Origin of the sequence: Xanthomonas sp. BRIP62409, assembly GCF_003992965.1 — a bacterium.
Taxonomy (GTDB): Bacteria; Pseudomonadota; Gammaproteobacteria; order Xanthomonadales; family Xanthomonadaceae; genus Xanthomonas; species Xanthomonas euroxanthea.
The window spans coordinates 118,695-138,176 of record NZ_QEZJ01000022.1 but is presented as its reverse complement, the minus strand read 5'-3'; the positions used below and the strand labels follow the sequence as shown (position 1 = coordinate 138,176).

Below are 19,482 nucleotides of genomic sequence, written 5' to 3'. Positions count from 1 at the left end.
GGAGTGCTGAGTTCCATAAGCCGGAAGCCGTACGCCCCTCGAGAACTGCCCCAGCAGGGCTTCCACTGCGCTGCCAGCCTGTGCACGTGGGGCTCATAGTGCTTCACGCCCCCAAGCTGATACTCGCACCCTTGGCACACAGCTTGACAGGGGCGCGCCCTTGATTGAATCGTCCGGTTCGACACGCTGCGCACCGGGGGAAGTCCAGACTCACCCCAACCGCCCTTGGAAACAGGGTAAAACCCAAAGACGAATCTCGTTCTACGACTCCTCGCACGCAAGGTGCAGCACGTACTTTTCAGACGCCCATACAGCTAGTTCTTTGCATGCGTCGACGTAGTGACTTTCCAATTCGAATTGACCGTGCGCCAGGTCGTTCCGCTTGTCGGAAAGTGCCATTTCTGGTCTAGATCGAAGTCGTTCTCAAAGGCGAGTAGCAGGAAATAGATCTTTGTTCGCTGACTGCCCTTGGTGCTCAGCGAGTGCCGGGCCATGTCGACTGCAACACGATTGCTCGAAGGGACATCCTTGTGGGTAGCCAGGTCGTCGGAGATGATCTCGATGATGCTGTAATAGGACATGAAGCTAAAGCGCGGTGATACCTCCTCAAGTTCGAGGGCTTCCTTGAGGCGCGTTCGCAGCATGGCCGCCTTCCTCGACCTCTTGTCACTCTTCAGCGAAAGTTTTTCGTAGGCTTGGACAAGTGCCTGGATGTTGGGCTTCGGGATCTCCTCGTAGCTGCACATCATGCTGATGCGCCCACCACCGCTAACCGCTTCTATCCAATCGTTGTCGTACTCCTCCCACTGGTTGAAGTGGATCGAAAGGTGATATTTGAAGCCTGCCACCGGGAGCACACGATCAAGGCATTCATACAAGTCGAAGTTGTTGCCACCCCGGTGATGTACGAGGTCGGCGATAGTTTCGCAAACGAAAGCGGGCATGAGCCCACCTTCGCTTGGAGAACGGGGCTGCTGCCCTAGAGGCAACGGCGAGAGCGTCATCTCGAAGTTGTTCAACTTGAAATGAACAGGCTTCTTGATTGTCTTGTCGCTGTAGACAACAGCCTTCAACTTCACACGAGTGGGCTTTTGACCCCGCTCGTGGTACTCAAGCCACCGCTCTGCATGTTCTCTGTTCATTCGACACCCTAGTAATTGCTTGCGCCTTCATTCGCGGCCGTTTCCTGTGTCATCGCTAGCTGTCGCATCACTTGCTCCCTCCAATGTGGCAGTACTGTGATCAGCTGAACCCAGCTATGGCGATCTACGATCGTGCTCCAAGTGGCTACCGCGTTGCTCGAGAACAGCAGGGCGTACCAAGAAGCAGCCCCACCAACTGCCTAGGAAGAGGTGCATCACACCGTACATCCTCAGAACTGAGCGGCGTAGGTATCGTCCATTCAGCCCTCAAGGAGCCGAGCAGCCGGATTGTCCGCGGCTCCGCCAGCTTGGAAATACCCCACCACACTCGACACAGACCTATGCTCGGTCAATTGCATTATCGCCGGCAGCGCCACCCCTTGACGGCTGGCTTCGGTCACGAACCCCGACCGCAGGCTGTGCCCACCAAAATTCCCCTCCAGCCCCGCCAAGCGCGCCCGTCGCTGCACGATCTCCCCGACCGCGGCCGGGGAGAGGGCAGGGCCGACACGTTGTTTCCACAACCGCCGGAAAATCGCCCCTTCAGTGATCCCGGCGGCGTCCAGCCAGTCCTGCAGCGCTATGGCGGCCCGATCGAGCACCGGCTTGTCCGGGGTCGAACTCGCGGTGACGCCGGCCTGCTGAGTCTTGCTGTGCTCCAGGCGGAGATGTAACCCGCCTCGCCGATCCGGCGCAGGTCGGCGGCGGCGATCTCACTGCGCCGGCGCCCTCCGCTGGCAAACCCGAAGCAGAGCAGGGCACGGTCCCGTATTCCTTCCAGGCTGTCGTCGCAGGTGGCCAGTAGGGCTTCCAGCTCGGGCAGGGTGATCGCGGTCTTCTTGCGCGGCCGCTCGCCGCGTTTGACTGCGGCTCGGGCGGCGCGGCTGAGCACGGTGCGGATCGCTGGCTGTTCGCAGGGATTGGTCGCCTGTTTGAGCCTGTGTGCGTTAGACAGCACGGCGACCCGATGCCGCACGGCATCCAAGGTCCAGGGCCCAAGCTTGGCTTTCAGGCCGGCCGCCACCAAGACCTGGTCAACCAACGGCGGCAGTTCCCACGCCAGCTCACCATAAGTCGGACGGCGCTACACCGTTGTGCGGTGGCTCGAGACTTGGTGGCAGGGTTTGGGTTCTCGCTTGGCAGTGGACCGTCAGGTCCGGATCAAAACGGCCAACGTGCTGTACACCGCACTCTAAAGTGCGCTCGCTATGTCCTTGATTTTTCTTAGCACTCCTCATTTTGGAGCATGTAACAGTGCGTGAGCCTGTGCACTCTCGATGAACCATCCTTGCGCGCTACGCATTCAAAAGGGGCCATGTTTGTGGCCCCGCACTTAAGAATGCCTAGTAATCCAGGTAACGCACTCATTGATGCCCGTTATTGACGGTGACTCCTTGGCCGCCCTCGGCCGTGAGCTCGTTCGCGACGCTGATTAGCCTCATCTGCTTCTTCGAGCAAACTTGCTGCCATGTAGGGAGTTCCCAGCGGGTACCACGTGGCGTGTACTTCAGCTAGCCTCGTACGATTGACAACCGCTAGCATCCAGGGCTGTGTCAGATGAGGGCAGTCCCGCCGCATTCCAAACAGGTCGGGGATGTGTTGCGACAGCGTGGCTCTGAGGCCTTCGGCATACCCGCGCGTCAGAAGACACCCACATACCTTGATCAAGAGATTTAGCTCTTCCATCTTGGCCTGGCCGTGGAAGTCGAAGAGTGACCTGCCATCCAGCGCGATGTCGATCAACTTCACGACAGAACGGTAGGACGCAGGGTGAAGGCAGGCAAGATTGAGGAACTGCTGCCCGGCAACCTCCCAGGGGGGAAGTGCGGAGAGTGATCCGGAGAACCCTCGCCGGGCGGGTCGAAAGGTCGCCGGCGCCTCGATACCGACTCCAGTTAAGAACAGCGTCATTTCACGGTCGGTGAGAGTACTCGCGGGCAGCTTGAGTGCTAGATCTGCCGCTACATTTGCGACCGCCGGTCGAATCTGAGCAGGGACGGTAAGGAAACCAGGGCGGTCCTGCCGCAACGTGTCGAGCTGCCTAAGAGCTTCCTGATTACAGCGGGGACCATGGATGGTGGTTCGCCAAGAACGCTTGTGAAGAGCGACCTGAGGCTTGCCACACCTCCACTCCAAAGCCTTCGGCAACTGAACAAGGCCCGCCAGTGCTGCCGCCGCGTCGGCCGGCAGTTCCGGCATGACGAGAATGGTGCGTCCTCTTTCGCTGGTGGCCCAGTCCAGGTAGATAGCGAGGAAGTCAGCGGCCCCTGAGGGCGGACCAGCCGATTGCTTGAGAGCTGCCTCGGTCGACAGCAAGGAGTGTCCACATTCACACGCTAGATTCTCGTCGAAGCACCAATCGGCGAGCGCGGTCGGCTTCCTGCCACAGCGCATGCACGTGTTCTGTAGTGCAACGCCGTGCCAAGGACAACGTTGGATCCAGGGTAATTGATGTAGTAGCGTGTGGTAGCCTGAATGCATGCACTGCGGGCAATAGCGGAGTACCCAACCAGTTTTGAGGATGTTCGAGGGCGCCTGAAAGGGGAACCATGCCGTCAGATTCCACGTCGGCGGCACTGTGGGTAGGTGCAGGGCGCGAGCCAGAGCCGCTTGGCGAACGTCAGAGAAGGTCATCAGCTCCGATAGGTCATCCGCCCGGCGGCTGCGGATTCCAAAAAGCCGAAAGAGGTCGATCGGGTCAAGGGCATTGAGCCGCACGAGCCGCGCAAGTAACCCGAAGGCAGATGTTGCAGGTAGGACTCTAAGGTCCATACCCACAAACGGAGTCGTCAGCGAAGAAGCAAACGGCGTCAAGGAGTCGCGCGATACTGTCCCTCGTAGCGTGATAGGGCGGCTCGGCTGAGCAGCAGGAATGATCATGCCGGCATGCCCCGATAGCCCGGCTCGATTTCCAGGTAGCCCGCGCGTAGCAGCCCTCCACGAATATTTGTTTCCGTGAGTTCACTGAACTCCGGATTCTCGTAGGCTACTCGGACCAGGATAAAGTACACGAATCGTTCGAATGACTGCATCGGCCATTCCACGACGTCAGGCAGGCCGTGTTCGGCACGCAGGGAATTGATCACTAAGCGGATGAGATCGACCTGAGTACCCAACCGCCAGCCCAGCGCGTATGCCTTGGGTGCAAAATATTGCGTATAAGAGATGCCAGATCCTTCGGGCCAAACTAGCTCCTCGTCATACTCACGAAAGGCAAGGGCCACGTCCGAGGCAAGTTGATGTTCTCGATCGGCCTTAGGGATCTCCCACAGCAGACCCGTGTAGTGGTGGGAGGTGGTGAAGAAGCGTCCATAAATGTGGCGGGGCGGACGCCTGTCAATCGCCGAACGGTCGAAGCGCCCCGAGTCGGTTTGATTGATAAAGAAAAAGAAGATTCGCCCGGTCTTCTCACACTCATTCACGATCGACATGACGTGCTCGTACTCGTCGGCAGTGAAGCGGTTTGCCTCGTTGAAAGCCACGCCGATCACTTGCGCGCCCTGACGGTGGCCTTCCTCCTGGAACATGCGAACTGCACGCATGAGCGTGCCGTTACTTGTCGCGCTTGCCGCGACCGTCTGCCCTTGCTGCAGCAGTAAGGAACTGGCAAAGTAGCCTTCGCCTGGCTTGGCCGGCTTTGTATAGCTGAACTCGATCATATACATTGGGAACGGCCGCCAAGCATCGGTCTGGATAAGTTGGCGAACACCATAGGTCTTGCCGATGCGACCGAAGCCATCGATCCAGATCGCATCAGAGCCAATCTCGATACTGTTTCTGGCATCACCGGCCAATCGTTCGCCAGGGCGCGTGATAATCAGTGGGCGCTTGAAGCGCAGCATGGGATGGCGAGCATCAGTCGTCATGGCTCGCCTCCTGGGATGCGGTTGAGCGACTAGTCGTACTTTCGTCGGACTCGCGCGGGTCTTGATGGACAGGATCGCTAGACAGCTGGATTGCGCTTGTTTTGCCAACACGAGCAAAGCTTTGAATCTGATAGGACGTCGTGCCGTCTAAGCAATGGGGTCTGTTGGTTTTCATGATTGAACTCCAAGGCGGCGATCCGCCGCCATAAATGAAGAGGCAACGGTTCAGCGCCGGCGGAGGTTCACCGGCCCGCCACGTGGCGGAAGTCCCGCCAGCGTTTGCGCCGCGCCGCTGGAGGTGCCGAGCGGCCGGTCAACTGGTGCACGGGGCGAAGCGCCACTGGCAACTTCGTCCGCCGCCCACTTGAGATGTCGTGCGCATTCGCGGACGTCGGCGTGATAGGCCTCGATTAAGTCGTCGATACCCTCCCAGCGCCCCGAATGGGACCTTTTCAGCTTTTCGGCACGCTTGCGTTCGGCGAGCGTGTGGGGCGTGCGTGCATAGGGAGGTAGCGTCTGCAGCGTGATGTAAGGCAGGCCACGCTCATCGAGCAATGTTAGGAATCGGGCGTCATCGTCTTCGATGTAGCCGTGGAACTTTTCGCTGATCAAGTCCGTACGGGGATTGAGCGTGTCACTACGATAGGTGCCATATCCGTAGTTGACGTGCGGTAGAACATCGCCGCTCTTACTCCCGCGAATGGTCACTTGGACACGGATTCGCCGCATATCGCGCGCGTCGTCGGCCGTGCGCGAGGAGCGCAGTGGCATGCCACCAAGCTCGATGTAGCGTTCGGCGACCTCGCGCGGGCTGCGATTATGCAGTTCCGCATGTGCGGACACGTTATAGGTACTAATGGCGACATCGAGAAAGTCCTCCAGCAAGTCGGCGAAGATCGGATAGTTCGACGCCATGCGTGTAGAAACCTTCTGCTCAACCCGATTTTTCGTCTCTGGCTCGAATCCTCCGGCGAGGAAGCGGAGCACTTTCTGTTCGATGAGCTTGAAGAACGCTTCAATCTCGGCGCGGGTTTGCGGAATTCCAGCGACACCGAATCTATAGATGCCGAGTTGGTGGTGCAGCATCGTGCGGCGGGCATGCTTGGCCAAATGACCAGAGAAGTTGTCAAGCGACAGCTTGAGCGCACGAGGCAACAGGCCCGGCATTGCCGCAGGCATCCACGCATTAGGCAGATAGCGCATACGACGATCACTGAGGTCACGCGGATGCCACGGCGTGAGCCCAGCGGACAATGTTCGCAGCAGGTCAAACTGATCGTAGGAAGCGTCAATGACCACCTGCCAAGAAACACAGGCGCGCGACCCCACATCGAACTCAACAAGCAGCAGGAGCCCAGAGATTTTTGCAAGCACCGAAGTGCCATCGGGCAGTGGTATTGCGACACACTGGTCCTTGAGGTCAATGTAGTGCCCATCGAACTGCATCTCATCGAACGGCCGGATGTCTGCCAGTTCCTTCCATTTCGTCAAGGCCATGGGCGCCGAAAAAGCCATCGCTTGGTCGGCGTTGTGCTCGCGCGAGCGCCTTATGAACGTCGACAGCGCTCTACGACCACCATCGCGCGTGTTGAGCGGGTAGCAATCATCCAACCCCTTTTCTTTCAGCATCCGCTTGATGTGTGCGTAGAGTCGATCGAATGCAGGACTAGTTCGCGTTCGTGTGGGCACTTCTCCCTTGAACTTAGCGACTAAAGCGCCGAGCTCTGGAATTGCCAGGACCAGCTGCGTCATCGCATGTGCCCGGCCCTGTGGCGGGAGGCCGGTGTGGCGGGGCTGTGGATCTACAAGTCGCGCCCCTGGAATGCATACCGCGAAGCCATTGATCCCGCCGTTGATGGCGGGCTTGGCACAAAGGTCCAGCATTCGACGCAGTGTCTTGGGGTATATGGAATACGCCGTAGCGACTTGCGAGATCGGCGCTCCCTCCAACAGAGCCACCAATGCGCCGACGCGATTATCGATAGCTTGCTTTTCCTCCTCAGTCCGGTCCGTCATCGCTTTTGTGTCCGGCCGCGGCAAGGCTAGAAGCGCGTCGGCCTCGGTGATGGTGAAGCGCGGCTTCATGTGCGATTCCTCCGCGCAACAACCGAACGCCGGGTGAGTTCTTGCTCGCGATCAAAGTCAAGGGCTCCGAGGCAGATCAGCTCGCAAGTCACCGCTTGGACATCTGCCGAATCGAACGGTGCGAGCGCTGCCTCAAGCTGGTCGATCCGCGCACGCGACTGTTGCTCGACGTTGGCGAGGATTCGTGCGCGCAATGCCAGACGATTGCCCAGTGACTGCGCTACCTGAGCAAAGGCCAGTAGTCGGTTGTGCTGTGCAATCGTCGCGCCGGCAACACGTACATCATGCTCGGTCACGAAGCGGAGCTGCAGGCCGGCATCACGTGCCATAGCCTGCCAACGCTCAGTTTCCCGCGGCCGCGGAATTCCACCTACGGTTTGTACGCAGTCGGCATCAGGCACAAGCAGCAGGAACTGCTCGAAACCCGAGGCATGCCGCACCCAAAAGTGCAGCTCGGTGTTCTTGTCGCCCAAGGGTAGGGTGCGGGGACGCTCCGTGTAGCACGCGATATGCGGATCGCACTCGAGCGCCAGTGCCACCGCTATGGCCGGCAGTCCGTCGACCTCCACCGGTCGCGCCTCCTTGATGGAAAGGAAACCGTAGACGTCGCGCTTTTCGAATTCGCGTCTGCCGTAGATTCGCGGTTCGAAGGGGCGGGGCCCGGGTTGGTGTAGCGATCCGGACGGGTCAATCGCTCGGGGCAAGGCAGCCGGGCTGCCCGGGGACATTTGTGAGATGAATGACATGGGTGCTCCAGGGAAGTGGTACGTCGCGTCCTCGATTGATGGGTAGGCGCACAGCCGTAACCGCCGCAGTGCGATTTACTGCGGTTGGGGTAGGGCGTGTGCACCACAATCGATGGCGTGCGTCGACGGCCGTCGGTCCAGGGTCCGCCGCTAGTTCCACAGAAATGGCGGCGCCGCTGTGCTTAGTGGCGGAGGACGGGAAGGCGATGGGGTCGACCGGCACGTGCTAAGTGCGGGCGTGGACCTTAGATGTGCATGAGGTTCTCCAGGCAAATGCCGCCCGTGCCTTTACGTCCAAGAGGGCGAAAGCATTGACAGAGCCTGCGAACCGTGGTCCCCTGGACGCACTTAGCCGCTAACTAAGTTTGCATCCCGAGCCCCTGTTCGCAGGGGCTTTTTGCATTGTGGTCGTCAAATCTAGGCGATCAGCACCTCTCTTCTTGTGGATGGCCACTCTGTCGTGGCCCTGATGCAAGGCGCGCCCTCCATGAGCGCTAGCCGGCGGCCCCCAAGGAGCCAAGCCAAGCCGCGATGTCGCGCGTGCGCGCGAACACGCCTCGTCGACCGGGCAGCGAGAAGGTGGTGACGGGCAGTCGCCCCTCCTTTTGAGCACGCTGAAACGATCGGGCGCTCTTGAAACCCAAGCAGCGTTGGAGGTCACCGCCACTCACCAATTCACCGTGCTCTGCGAGTAGATCCGCGAGGGGTTGGCTGGGTGCGTCTTTGGAACCTACGTGCATGAGAGAGACTTTCATGGCTAGATTTGGCGACGAGTGGCGTATTCCCCCAGACTGTTGCACAGTTTGCGGAGTGCCGGTGGCATGCCATTTCCCATGGGAACTGACACTCCAAAGAACCACCCGAAGCGGCCTGGTCCGGCCCCGATGGACATCGCGCTGCTAACGCGACATCGCCTGTGGGCCTGGATCGTCCTGGTGTGCACGCCGGAGGTTGACTCCTGGCATGCTCTTGATGAGCACTGGCTGGAGAAGATTGATGGTGGAACGTCCACCCAACGTCCGCTCCGGAAAGTGTTTCAGCGTTACTTCCACATCGGAAACGACCCGGGAAAGCTGCGGGGCATCAATGGCCTGAAGCTCGTGGAGGCCGTACACGCTGACTACCACCAAAGTGCAGCGGCGGCGCTTTACAACTCCCCGTTCTGGCAACTCACAGGGCCCGAAGTTCTGCCAGGAGACCAGATTCGGGCGATCCACGCTGACCTATTGAGAAGGCTGGGATTGGTTCGGCTGACCCCTACACAGCGGGTGGTGGCTATAAGCAGCGGTTTCAAGAATGTAGCAAGTGACAATCGAGACCTACGCACCATCGCGGAAAACGCCTACAACATTGGCGAGTTTGCTTCTGTGGATGCCATTGCCTTGCTGGCATGTTCCTTCCGGCTCGCGTTGGACGCCTTATCGCTCAAAGAGGCCGACGTCTACCTGGACGCGCTTCGCTGGTCAGTTCGCCGCATCCTGACCCGATGGGATGCGCATCACCTGGTTGGCCAGGCGCTGGCGACGCTGATTGAAGTCCGTCTGCTGCGTCGGCCCAGTGGCCCAGTGTCGCCTGAGGTGCTGGGCTTCAGAACGCGGCGGGATCGGTGCCACACCGAGCTGCCTGTTGTGTCGGTGTATACCTCGCACCACATGCTGCAAAGATGTGAGGCTTCCTACACATCGCCCATTGTGCTAAGGGACGGCGACATGGAGCTATTTTTCGATGACTTCCAAGAGAACTATCAAGTGCTTCGCGACCAGATCCTAGAACGACTTTCTGAAGGCGACGCGGATCAGGAGTGGATGGAGACTGCGAGAGCAATTCGTCAGCAGCGGCAGGATCTGATTGACGATATTTTCCTGGGTAACCTCAACACTTCTGATGAGGACGCTGTTGAGATGCTGCGCTATATCTCAAGATTCCGGGCTCTCCGCGGGCTCGCAGGCATCTTGGATGAGTTCTTCAACCCCAACCCCTAGCCCTATATTGGCACGCAGTACGTGCCTTAGAAGGTTGACCTACTCCCTGTAATTTAGATCAGCCAGCACTAAAATTTCTGCGACAATCAGGCCCAAGGAGGCCCGTCGCCATGAAGAGCATCGCTTCTACGTTGAGCAAGCAAAGAGCCGTAGGTGCTAGATCAGCTCGAGGGCTGGGGGCGACATCCAGTACCGATCGCCCAGTCGCGTGGCGACGGTGGAGAACACCGACGTAAGCGCACAGTCCGGAAGAGAGTAGGACGGAGAAAAGCAAAGCTTTCCTTCCAAGCTGCCCTGAGTGAGCCTGAGCCGCCGCGGCAATTCGCTGCTTAGCGTGGACTTCAACATCTCGACGTTGCCAGGGTATTGCAAGGATATCGACGCCATGCTGCGCACCGCTGCCCAGCATGCATAACGCCAGTGGCCCAGGCTGTATAGCGAGTCGTAAAGCATGAGTAGCCGGGCCAGCTCCACAAGAAAAAAGTCGGGAAACTGATGTATGCGCAATTGATGCCGAAGATAGGCTGTCACGTCCTGCGGAACCAGCTCCTGCCAGACCCTTAACCACATCTCTGCATAAGGGGGCTCTTGAGCCTCACTTTGCAGGTAGTCCTTGAGCCGCACCTCCAGTTCTTCGAAGAGGACGTGTGGCCAAGTGTAGGACCAGGCAATCTTGTCACCGTCGATCGTATGGCTATCCGGGCCGGCCTCCGGCTCGACTCGGACAACCCCCAGCGCATCCAATACCGAAAGAACACTGTGAGTGCCCTCCACCGTGGGCGCCACGCGTGTTCGCGCGTGGCGAGCTTGTACCAAAGCCAGAAGATAGAGGGCGCCACGACCGCCTAGATGACGGACGTCGCTAATAGTTGGGGCGTCAGGACGCACTAGATCCCGAGACTGCGTTTTTGAGTTGTTCATCGGTTCGACGAAGGACCAGGAGCAGTCGATCCAGGACCGCGGACTGCGTGCTGACCGTTGCCATGGCATCTAAGAATATCTTAGTATCCAAGCGCCGGTCACTTCCGCCATCCTTAGCCCTCCTTGAGGGGGCAAAAGTGAACAGGCGGACGGCAGAACATCCGGTTTTTGCGCTGCGGCTAGCACAGGCGCGCGAACGAGCCGGGCTATCTCAGAAGCAGCTCGGCATCCTTGCCGGCTTGGATCCCGCCGTGGCCTCTCCACGTATCAACCAGTACGAACGCGGCAAGCACGAACCCCAGATCAAGACAGCCAAACAGTTGGCTGAGGTACTTGGCATACCCGCGGCGTTTCTCTACACCGAAGACGAGCTGTTGGCCCAACTGCTTCTGCAGTGGAATGACCTATCCGTTCGCCAGAAGAAGGATCTGCTCAAAAGCCTTGAGAAAACTCCTGCGAAGCGGGAGCCGCGCAAGGGCCGATGACGCATTGGCCCGCGCTAGAGATCAAGCAGTCGAGCCGCTGGGTTGCTTGACGCGTCCCCGGCCTGAAAGTAGCCGATCGCCTGCGCGACGGAGCGATGCTCAGTCAGCGCCATTAAGGCGGGCAGGGCGATGCCCTGGCGGCCGCCCTCGGTGATAAAGCCCGAGCGCAGGCTGTGGCCGGCAAAGTCCCCGTTCAACCCCGCCTGCAATGCCCGCCGCTGCACAATCGCTGCAACCGCCTTCGGCGCCAGGGCAGGACCGACGCATTCACCCACAGGCGACGGAAGAGGGGACCCATCTGTGATGTCGGCCGCGCTCAGCCATTCAGCCAGGGCGAGTCCTGCGCGGCCCAGCACCGGTTTGTCGGGTGTGGCAGTTGCGCTCGGACCAGCCTGCTGGGTTTTGCTGTGCTCCAGCCGATAGATGAAAGCGTCTTCGCCGATGCGGCGCAGGTCCTGCCAGTCAGCTGCCGCGATCTCACTGCGTCGGCGCCCGCCACTGGCAAAACCAAACAGCAGCAGTGCCTTATCTCGAAGTCCCTCCAATGAGTCGTCACAGGCGGAAAGCAGCTTTCTGCTTGAGACCGGCGCCGATATGTCGGACCGCTGCCGAGGAGTGATCCCAGTATGAACATGACACGCTTGACCCGCACGAATGTCCGCGTACGGCCGAGAGCGGACACTGCGCAGGGCGGGGCAGAGGATTAGGGAGCGTTATCGGGGGTAGGGCAGAGGTCCGCCTCTGGCCAATAGCGGACATCCAGTGAGGGTGGTGCCTGTCTACAGCGCTCTGGGCGATTCACCAGGCACCGCAATGGCGCACCGTTACGCCTCAGCGATTGCCTGTTATGTGCGCCAGCCCCCCCTCATCGCCACTCTGTTTGATCGGCTACTGCCACCTGAGGCAGGCTCGGCGCACGTTCGCTCTGGCCGGGATGGATCACCTCACGGCCATCGCCCGGCTGTGAGGTGACCCAAGTTTCTGGACCAGAACAAGAAGCTTGAGCCAGATGTAAAGAAGATCCAGAACCGTTCCCGAAGTGACCCAGTGGAAAATTGAAGGAAACTTGGTTCTCCTGGTAGTCCTAGGCAGTGTCGGGTGGTCATGCCCCAGCGGTGGGCTATAACCGTTGAATTCCCAAACGAAGCCCTCCCTTGCCCCTGATCACGCTGAAATCCCTCAATGCCGAGATCAAACAGCTCGAAGCCCAGAAGGAACTGGTGGAGAAGCGCGACGGCGAGGTGCCGAAAGCCCTAGTGGTCCTCCAGAAGTATGCGTAGATCCTCAGCCCCGCCCAGCGGCAGCAGGTGGCCAAGCTCATCGGGGAAACGATCGACGCCAAGCCGTTGCGCGCACCCAAGGACGCCGCGCGGTCCCGCAAGTGCCGCAAGCTCGGCAAGGTGGCTCCGAAGTACCTCCTTCCCAGCGGGGAAACCTGGGCAGGCCGCGGCTTGGCCCCCAAGGCCTTTAAGGCATGGGCCAAGTCCGCCGAGGGCAAGGCATGGGCTAAGGTCTATCCCGGTGAAGTTCCCGTCAGCCGATGGCAGAGTGAAGAAGGCACTCGCCATGGTGGTCAAGAAGGCAAGCGAGCCGGTGAGTAAAGCCGCCCGGAAGGCCGTCAAGAAGCCTGCGAAGAAAGCAACCAAGAAGGCCTGATCGTGCGCGGAACGTTCCCCAAGAAGAAGAGCCGGCTCTCTCCCCAAGGCAAGGCCATCGCGGCCGCCCAAGTGTTGCTGGACAGTGTTGAAGGCCGGTTGGACGAGAAGGCCGCCGGCAAGCGCTTGCGCGAGGAAGTGGGCCTCCAGTGGTCCTACCTCACTTGCATCCAATACCTTTCAGGGCAAGAGGCCTTGGCCGCCATTGAATCCCTCCCCAAGGGTTGGGAGGAAAGCGGGCGCACTCAGGTACACCTTCTGGGGGCTGCAGTCTTGGCCGCACATACGGTGGCCAACCTGCGTTCGGACGGCACCTCGCTTTGCTCCAGCTACTTGGCTCAGGAACTCAAAGGAAAAGCCGTGGAGCAGTGGCTGGCTGAGAAATCCGACACGTTCCTGGAAGAAGTCTGACAGCCGGTCGACATGGCCCCTGATGGTGGCCCAAAGAGCTTTCGCTACCATGGGTGCGCCGTCCAAGCCATCTCACCCGGCGTTGGGGGCGGGGACGAGAATCCCCACCCAAGCGCCGACGAACGAGGCCCCCGCAAGGGGGCTTTGTTGCACCGGCAAGCCGGCCAGTTGGTTTTGGCGGTGCTGCTAGGTCCACGTCGCGTTGGCGTCTTCGGATCTATGCGCAGCACGACAGCGCGGCCCGGCAAGGCCGGGAGACGCCCAGTTGGGCTATCGTTGTCAACGGAGAGAAGGATCATCGACGCCGAACAGCAGAGATCATGACGACTGAAACCACAAGAGAAGGCAGCACTACGAAGGAACGACTGCGGCTCGGACGAGCATTGAGATCCGGCCATCTAGTTTTCGATAGCATGAACAAAGTGCTGCACGTGGTCCAGGACGGAAAGTCAGTTCACTGTTTCCCCTACGCTTCGCTTTCACCCTCTCACTGGGGCTATGTGTACGAACGACATGTCGGTTTGCAGTTCGAGGCTCAAGGCTATGCGGTGACGTACCGAGGACTTCAATTCGGCTTCGTGGACGGCGGCGTGGATCTGGTTCTTGAACGCGATGACGAGACCATTTACGTCCAGTGCAAATATACATTCGGAAAGCGCATCAGCGCCAATGAAGTTCGTTGGATTCTGCACAAGGCCGATGCTTACCTTGCGAGACAATACCAAGGTCGCCGACTACATTTCCATCTGGTGGTTCCTGATTCAAATCGGTGCTTCTCGTCGGTCAAGCTACGGCTCAATGGTACTGTCAAGAAGCATTCGACTGCACGCTACTTCGAAGAGCACAACAATCTCCAGAATCGAGTCAGGCTCAAGGTCGTGGAGGTGCCCATGCGCCGCCCCAGCAGCGAAATATAAAATTGATCCCCCCGGCTAAGAGCAGCTAACAAAACTACTGCGCGGCCGCCAGGCGGGCGCGGCCGGTGCTCAGAATCCTCATGTACCACTCGTACACTGTCGTTCCTGCGCGCCGTCCGCGCCCACCTGACGGCTGCTCGCTACGTTTTGTTAGCCGCTCTAAAACGATTTGTTACTATTGCCAGGAATGGACAGGCAGGGGGGGCGGATTTTCGGCCATAGTCGGGGGAAAAGAGAGTAAAGACATAACGCATCGGAAGATGCGCTATGTGGCCCTAGCTTATCGTCGTCCCCGACCTCCAAGAACAGCACAAGGACTTTGCATGGTCGATGCGCCCACCGATAAGTTTTCAGCCGGCGAGCAGGGTCTGGGATATATCTACCAGGCACGTCTCGCGCTGCTACAAGTGCTTCAATTGCCGGAAGATACTTCCATCTTCCTCGAAAAGGACGATGACCTCGATTTCATAGACGGCGACGGTGGCAAGTCCTTGGCCTCGTTGAAGCACAAAGCGATCGGCGATAGGCTCACCGACCTATCAACCGATTTCTGGAAGTCCGTCAACATCTGGCTGGTGCGGTACAAGAGAGATGGCCGCGCTGCGTCGAACCTGCGGTTCTTCCTGTTCACCACTGGCACGGTGTCCACCGGCTCGTTCCTTGCCCATCTTCTCCCCGATCAGCCTGTCGCCTCCCGTGATGCGGCAACGCTTACCGAATTGGCCGATGCCGCGCTTGCCGAATCGACATCAAAACTCATCGCACCGATCGCCAAGGCGTTCAATGAACTGAGAGATCCCGAAAAGCAGGATTTTCTCGAACGCATCCTGATCCTCGATGGCAGCCCACGCATCGGCGACATCCCGGCGCTCATAAGGGACAAGCACATGCGAAGCATCCGGCGCGAGCACCGAGAGTTCGTCTTCGAGCGGCTGGAGGGTTGGTGGACCGATGCGATGATCAAGCAGTTGACTGGCGCCAAGTCGGAAGGGATCTTCGGCTACGAAGTCTCGGACAAGCTCTCGAACTTCGCCGAGGAATACAAGGCGGACAACTTACCTATCACCTTCCGTGGAAAGGCGCCCGCAGACGAGATCGACACTGATGCCGACCCACGCCTGTTCGTGGCCCAACTGCGCGAGATCGGCATTTCCTCAAATCGGATCAGGAGCGCGATTCTGGATTATTACCGGGCGTTCGAACAACGATCGGCCTGGGCGCGCGAGAACCTGCTTGTGTTGGGAGAGGTCGAGGAGTACGAAGATCGCCTCACCGATGAGTGGGGTCGCTACAAGGATGTCGCTTTCGAGAAGCTGAAGGACGACAGCGCGGAAGAAGCACTGCGCGAAGCCGGCGCGGCGCTCTACAACTGGGCGGAATTTGAGACTGGGAAGATCGAATCCCTACGCATTCGCGCACGGGTGACGGAGCCCTATGTCCTTCGCGGCAGCTTCCACATCCTGGCAGATGCCACGCCCGAACCCAAGGTCTACTGGCATCCCAGATTCCTCGACCGCCTTGGCCAGGTGCTGGGGGTGGCATCGTGAAGCGATGGGATCAGCGCCCCTTCGAGATTCGGAACCTGTTCAACCCTGCATTCTGTGGCTTGGTCCTGTTCCGCGCCCTGCATGGCTACGAAGAAGAAGATGCCCGCGGCATGCCCTTCTCACTGTCGCTGCTTGTACTACCCCTGTGCCTGCACAAGGATTCACGCGAAGTGATCGCCAGCAGTCCACGCAGCTACCTGCTCAAGACCGCGGAGAAGAACCAGCAAATCATGGTGGGCTTCGCGGACCGGGTCACGCAGATGTTGCCGTATGCCTTCGAGGGGTTCGGTTTGCTAATGGAAAGAGGCTGCATCGCCGTCACGGACGACGGTCGCATCCAGACCGTGCCCAGGAAGGTCCGCAAGAGCGTAGATGGCACCGCCGAAACCGTCGCCTGCCAGAAAGTGGCGCGGATCGTCGGAAAGGAATTTGCACGCATAGCCGACCGGGCGACCGTTTATACGACTTTCGGGATTCGTCCATGAAGATCAGATCCATCCACATCTACAGCCATGACGGCCAGCGCCGAGACCTCCGGTTTAAGGTAGACGGACTCAATGTCATCACCGGTCGCTCCTCCACCGGCAAGTCTGCGCTCTCCGATATTATCGAATACTGCATGGGACGCTCCTCGTTCAACGTCCCGGAAGGCATCATCCGGGACAAAGTGTCTTGGTTTGCGGTGATCTACCAGTTCGAGAAAGAACAAGTGCTTATTGCCAAGCCGACCCCGCCCGGCAGTGGCGCCAGTTGCAGCACGGCAATGTTGCGAAGGGGTACCCAATTGCAGGTGCCCGAGTTCAAGGATCTGGCGGTCAACACTGACGATGACAGCATTGTCGAACTGCTGTCGCGCTTGCTTGGAATTCCCGAGAACCGCACCGAAGTCGCGCTTGAGCACAGCCGAGATAGTTACGACGCGAACGTCAAGCACACGTTCTACTACCTGTTCCAGAAGCAGGGACTGGTCGCCAACAAGGATCAACTTTTCTATCGCCAGAACGAGCAGTTCCAACCGCAGGCGATCCGCGACACGTTGCCAATCTTGCTTGGCGTCTCCTCCCACGATCGCTACGAGCTGGAATCCAAGCTACGCGTAGCGCAGCGCGATCTGAGGGTCAGCAACAAGAAGCTAGAGCAAGCGCGCGACGCCGTCGACACATCGCATGAACAAGCCATCGGCCTCTACTCGGAAGCAAAGACAGTGGGGGTCATTGGCAACACCGATGAGAACCCGAATGCGGACGGGATCATTGACGCACTGAGGTCGGCGCTGTCGTGGAAGCCTGAGAGGGTGCCAGACGACGACGGCAGCCGGGTTTCGTTTCTGGAGGATGAGTTAGTCCAGTTGCGTCAGGATCGCCGTGATACTCAGAACCGGATCGACGCGGCACGACAGTTCGCCAAGCGGGCGGGTGGCTACGAAAACGAGGCCGCCGAACAGATAGACCGGCTGGCCTCAATCAAGGCACTGCCGAAGAACCCCGACAGTGGCGAATGGCAATGGCCGTTCAGCGAGCAAAACTTGGCGCTGGAATCCCCGGTCGCCATCGTCCTGCTCAACGAATTGGAATCGCTCGACAAAGAGTTGCGCATCGCCACCGGCCAGCGCCCCAAGCTCGAAGCCTACCTCGCCGAACTGACCGGCAAAGCGGATGGGATCGCGGGCGATATCAAGCAGAAGGAAGCGGAGCTATCCGCGGCGATTTCGGCCAACGAAGTCATCGCCCAGATGGGCACCCGCAACAACGCAGCCGCGCGCGTGGTCGGCCGTATCAGCCTGTTCCTGGAAACGCTCCTCCCGAATGAGGATCTTGCCAAACTGGAAGCAGAGAATCGCCGTCTCATCAACAAAGTTAAGCAGCTTGAGGAGCAGATCGGTGCCGACGACAGCAGCGAACGCCTGACCTCGATCCTCAACAACATCTCCGCACAGGTGTCGCGATACATCCAGAAGTTCAACGCCGAGTTCGGTCCTTACCCTGCGCGGCTCAACCTGCCGCAGTTGACAATAATCTTCGATCGACCCGAGCGTCCTGTGCCGATGGGAAGGACCGGCGGCGGCGAGAACCATCTGGCCTACCATCTGTCAGCACTGCTCGCCCTGCACCTGTTCGCGGCGCAGAACAACCGTCCTATTCCGCGCTTCCTGTTGATCGACCAACCAACCCAGGTCTACTTCCCCTCCGAGCAGGTCTACAGGGATGCCGACGGTTCCGTGCAGAAGACGGAATCCGACGCCGACCTTGATGCGGTGCGCCGGCTGTTCGAGTTGTTGCTGAAGTTCACACAGGACGATGTTCCAGGCTTCCAACTGATCGTCACTGAGCATGCGAACCTGCGCGATCAGTGGTTCCAAGACGCGCTGGTCGAGAAACCGTGGACCAAGCCGCCCGCGCTGGTTCCGGAGGAATGGCCGCCAGGAGCGGCGAACTGATCCATCGAGCCGATATGCAACGGCCGGTATGGGGGGCTGGCGGGGTGGTGTAACGTGGGCCTCCACTCTGTTCGTTGGGTGGATCCAGAAGAAAGCGGTCCTTCACTAAGGTCCGCTCCTGGCCGAAAGCGGACCTTGGCACACAGGGCTAAGCAGGGAGGTGCTATCCGATTTCTAGGATTAGGGAGGTTTATCGAGGGTAGCGGCTGTTTGCTTTCGGTCAATAACGCTGCCCGATCGGCCAATGAAGAGCTCCGCAGGCGGCTTTCTTCTACGAGCGCTCGCAAACCTTCTGCACCGACGGTGAAGTACTACCGAAGACCGGTGCCAACGCTCGACCTTCGTCCGGGACGCTTCAAACCCAAATGAGCCGCGCTGGGGATTTTCGCAAGATGCCGCACAATGAGCTGACTTCTAAGGAGCCGCGTCCATGCTCAGTACTGTCCGGCAACACTATGTACCGCGCACCTACTTGAAGGCTTGGGCGGACGCTCGTGGCCAAGTTCGCGTCGAAGATCGAGTGTCGGAGAGGGATTTCTCATCATCGCCTGAAAACGTGTGTGTCGAGCGCTTCTATTACGAAGCCGACGCCACGCGCCCAGATAACGCGATCGAGAAGATGTTCCAGCCTTACGAGAGTAATTATGATCCGCATGCGGCGACCTTGAACGCGATTGCGGCTAGTGGGTCCAACATTGCGCAAGTCACGGCCGATTTGGCTACTGCAGGTGCGGATGCAAGCCTCGACACTGCCATTAAGGGCCTCGCGGCAGTAGCCTATTTCCGGACGCCGGCTGCACTCGAGGCTTTGCAGAATGAACTTAAGCATGATCAGTCGGATGCGGCTCAAGCAGCGGCGCTTGCGTCGCAGACACCGCATGACATGGCCAAATTAGCTTTTGATTCAACCTTGCTCAAGCGCTTTCAAGGCCTAGTTCCAACCTATTTTTTCTCAAAAACCCGTCTCTATCACCTGCGATCGAGCCTGCTTTCCATTGCAGTCAGCGCAGTTGTCATCGGGCAACTTCGGCTGGGCCATCGGCAACGATCCAGGAACGCACGCTCTTATGCCGATAGGGCCAAATCTGCTAGTCATGCTCTCCATGGAATCTGCTGTCCACCGGCTCAAGGCCATTCAGTTGACACCTGATCTTTACGAGCTGACCTTGCAGCTAGTTCGAGCCAACGCACGGCGTTTCCTGATTCTCTAGTGCAAATCGCGCGCAGACTCAAAAGAATCCGCACCCCGCTCAGGGGGAGGTGACTCTGGGGCGGAGCAGGGTAGAGA

The 19,482-nt window shown here is 59.2% G+C and carries 16 protein-coding genes, 1 other RNA gene and 2 pseudogenes; 11 read left to right on the top strand and 8 right to left on the bottom strand.

What is annotated here, in order from left to right; all coding sequences use genetic code 11:
- Positions 1 to 314: 314 nt before the first annotated feature.
- The 6 genes and pseudogenes from EO170_RS13550 to EO170_RS13525 all read right to left on the bottom strand — a co-directional run bounded on the left by EO170_RS13550 (position 315) and on the right by EO170_RS13525 (position 7,839).
- A complete protein-coding gene (locus tag EO170_RS13550) occupies positions 315 to 1,142 on the bottom strand; it encodes a hypothetical protein (protein ID WP_126945641.1) in 828 nt (275 codons plus the stop codon).
- Positions 1,143 to 1,402: 260 nt separating this feature from the next.
- A pseudogene (locus tag EO170_RS13545) lies at positions 1,403 to 2,205 on the bottom strand (site-specific integrase); the annotation flags it as partial.
- Positions 2,206 to 2,519: 314 nt separating this feature from the next.
- Entirely contained in the window at positions 2,520 to 3,458 is a 939-nt protein-coding gene (locus tag EO170_RS21805; protein ID WP_065031356.1) for a hypothetical protein, read from the bottom strand.
- 560 nt (positions 3,459 to 4,018) lie between these two features.
- Positions 4,019 to 5,008 (bottom strand): hypothetical protein, encoded by a 990-nt coding sequence (locus EO170_RS13535; RefSeq protein WP_065031355.1) that lies wholly within the window; start codon positions 5,006 to 5,008, stop codon positions 4,019 to 4,021.
- Positions 5,009 to 5,233: 225 nt separating this feature from the next.
- Positions 5,234 to 7,093: a hypothetical protein gene (locus EO170_RS13530; protein ID WP_065031354.1), complete on the bottom strand. Its 1,860-nt coding sequence runs from the start codon at positions 7,091 to 7,093 to the stop codon at positions 5,234 to 5,236.
- The gene (locus EO170_RS13525; protein WP_126944114.1) at positions 7,090 to 7,839 is read right to left on the bottom strand and encodes a hypothetical protein; all 750 of its coding nucleotides are present in this window, start codon (positions 7,837 to 7,839) and stop codon (positions 7,090 to 7,092) included. Before EO170_RS13525 ends, EO170_RS13530 begins: the two co-directional genes overlap by 4 nt.
- Before the next feature lie 884 nt (positions 7,840 to 8,723).
- Here EO170_RS13525 and EO170_RS13520 point away from each other — a divergent pair.
- Entirely contained in the window at positions 8,724 to 9,821 is a 1,098-nt protein-coding gene (locus EO170_RS13520; protein WP_065031352.1) for a hypothetical protein, read from the top strand.
- Positions 9,822 to 9,977: 156 nt separating this feature from the next.
- Here the strand turns inward: EO170_RS13520 and EO170_RS13515 are convergent, their stop codons facing one another.
- Complete coding sequence (locus EO170_RS13515; protein WP_231110580.1) at positions 9,978 to 10,607, bottom strand: hypothetical protein; 630 nt, start codon at positions 10,605 to 10,607, stop codon at positions 9,978 to 9,980.
- Positions 10,608 to 10,879: 272 nt separating this feature from the next.
- Between EO170_RS13515 and EO170_RS13510 the strand changes: the two genes are divergently transcribed.
- Complete coding sequence (locus EO170_RS13510; protein ID WP_065031351.1) at positions 10,880 to 11,227, top strand: helix-turn-helix transcriptional regulator; 348 nt, start codon at positions 10,880 to 10,882, stop codon at positions 11,225 to 11,227.
- Between the two features lie 14 nt (positions 11,228 to 11,241).
- Here EO170_RS13510 and EO170_RS13505 read toward each other — a convergent pair.
- Positions 11,242 to 11,796, bottom strand: a pseudogene (locus EO170_RS13505) (site-specific integrase); the annotation flags it as partial.
- Positions 11,797 to 12,381: 585 nt separating this feature from the next.
- On the opposite strand from EO170_RS13505, the gene EO170_RS21890 reads away from it, so the two are divergent.
- The 9 genes from EO170_RS21890 (at position 12,382) to EO170_RS13465 (ending at position 19,344) form a co-directional block, all read left to right on the top strand.
- Positions 12,382 to 12,507 carry a hypothetical protein gene (locus EO170_RS21890; RefSeq protein WP_256359909.1) on the top strand — a complete coding sequence of 42 codons (126 nt, stop codon included), beginning with the start codon at positions 12,382 to 12,384 and terminating at the stop codon, positions 12,505 to 12,507.
- Between the two features lie 27 nt (positions 12,508 to 12,534).
- Positions 12,535 to 12,828: an H-NS family nucleoid-associated regulatory protein gene (locus EO170_RS21800; RefSeq protein WP_231110579.1), complete on the top strand. Its 294-nt coding sequence runs from the start codon at positions 12,535 to 12,537 to the stop codon at positions 12,826 to 12,828.
- Between the two features lie 57 nt (positions 12,829 to 12,885).
- Positions 12,886 to 13,293, top strand: coding sequence for a hypothetical protein (locus tag EO170_RS13495; protein WP_065031349.1), 408 nt, complete (start codon positions 12,886 to 12,888; stop codon positions 13,291 to 13,293).
- A gap of 320 nt (positions 13,294 to 13,613) precedes the next feature.
- Positions 13,614 to 14,210, top strand: a complete 597-nt coding sequence (locus tag EO170_RS13490) for a restriction endonuclease (RefSeq protein WP_081280519.1) — start codon at positions 13,614 to 13,616, stop codon at positions 14,208 to 14,210.
- An 80-nt stretch (positions 14,211 to 14,290) separates the two neighbouring features.
- Positions 14,291 to 14,366, top strand: a non-coding RNA gene (locus EO170_RS13485) — sX9 sRNA.
- A gap of 167 nt (positions 14,367 to 14,533) precedes the next feature.
- The gene (locus tag EO170_RS13480; protein ID WP_065031347.1) at positions 14,534 to 15,757 is read left to right on the top strand and encodes an ABC-three component system protein; all 1,224 of its coding nucleotides are present in this window, start codon (positions 14,534 to 14,536) and stop codon (positions 15,755 to 15,757) included.
- Positions 15,754 to 16,242 carry a three component ABC system middle component gene (locus tag EO170_RS13475; RefSeq protein ID WP_065031346.1) on the top strand — a complete coding sequence of 163 codons (489 nt, stop codon included), beginning with the start codon at positions 15,754 to 15,756 and terminating at the stop codon, positions 16,240 to 16,242. Before EO170_RS13480 ends, EO170_RS13475 begins: the two co-directional genes overlap by 4 nt.
- Entirely contained in the window at positions 16,239 to 18,194 is a 1,956-nt protein-coding gene (locus EO170_RS13470) for a DUF3732 domain-containing protein (RefSeq protein WP_065031345.1), read from the top strand. Before EO170_RS13475 ends, EO170_RS13470 begins: the two co-directional genes overlap by 4 nt.
- Positions 18,195 to 18,624: 430 nt before the next feature.
- A complete protein-coding gene (locus EO170_RS13465) occupies positions 18,625 to 19,344 on the top strand; it encodes a DUF4238 domain-containing protein (protein WP_081280518.1) in 720 nt (239 codons plus the stop codon).
- Positions 19,345 to 19,482: the final 138 nt, after the last annotated feature.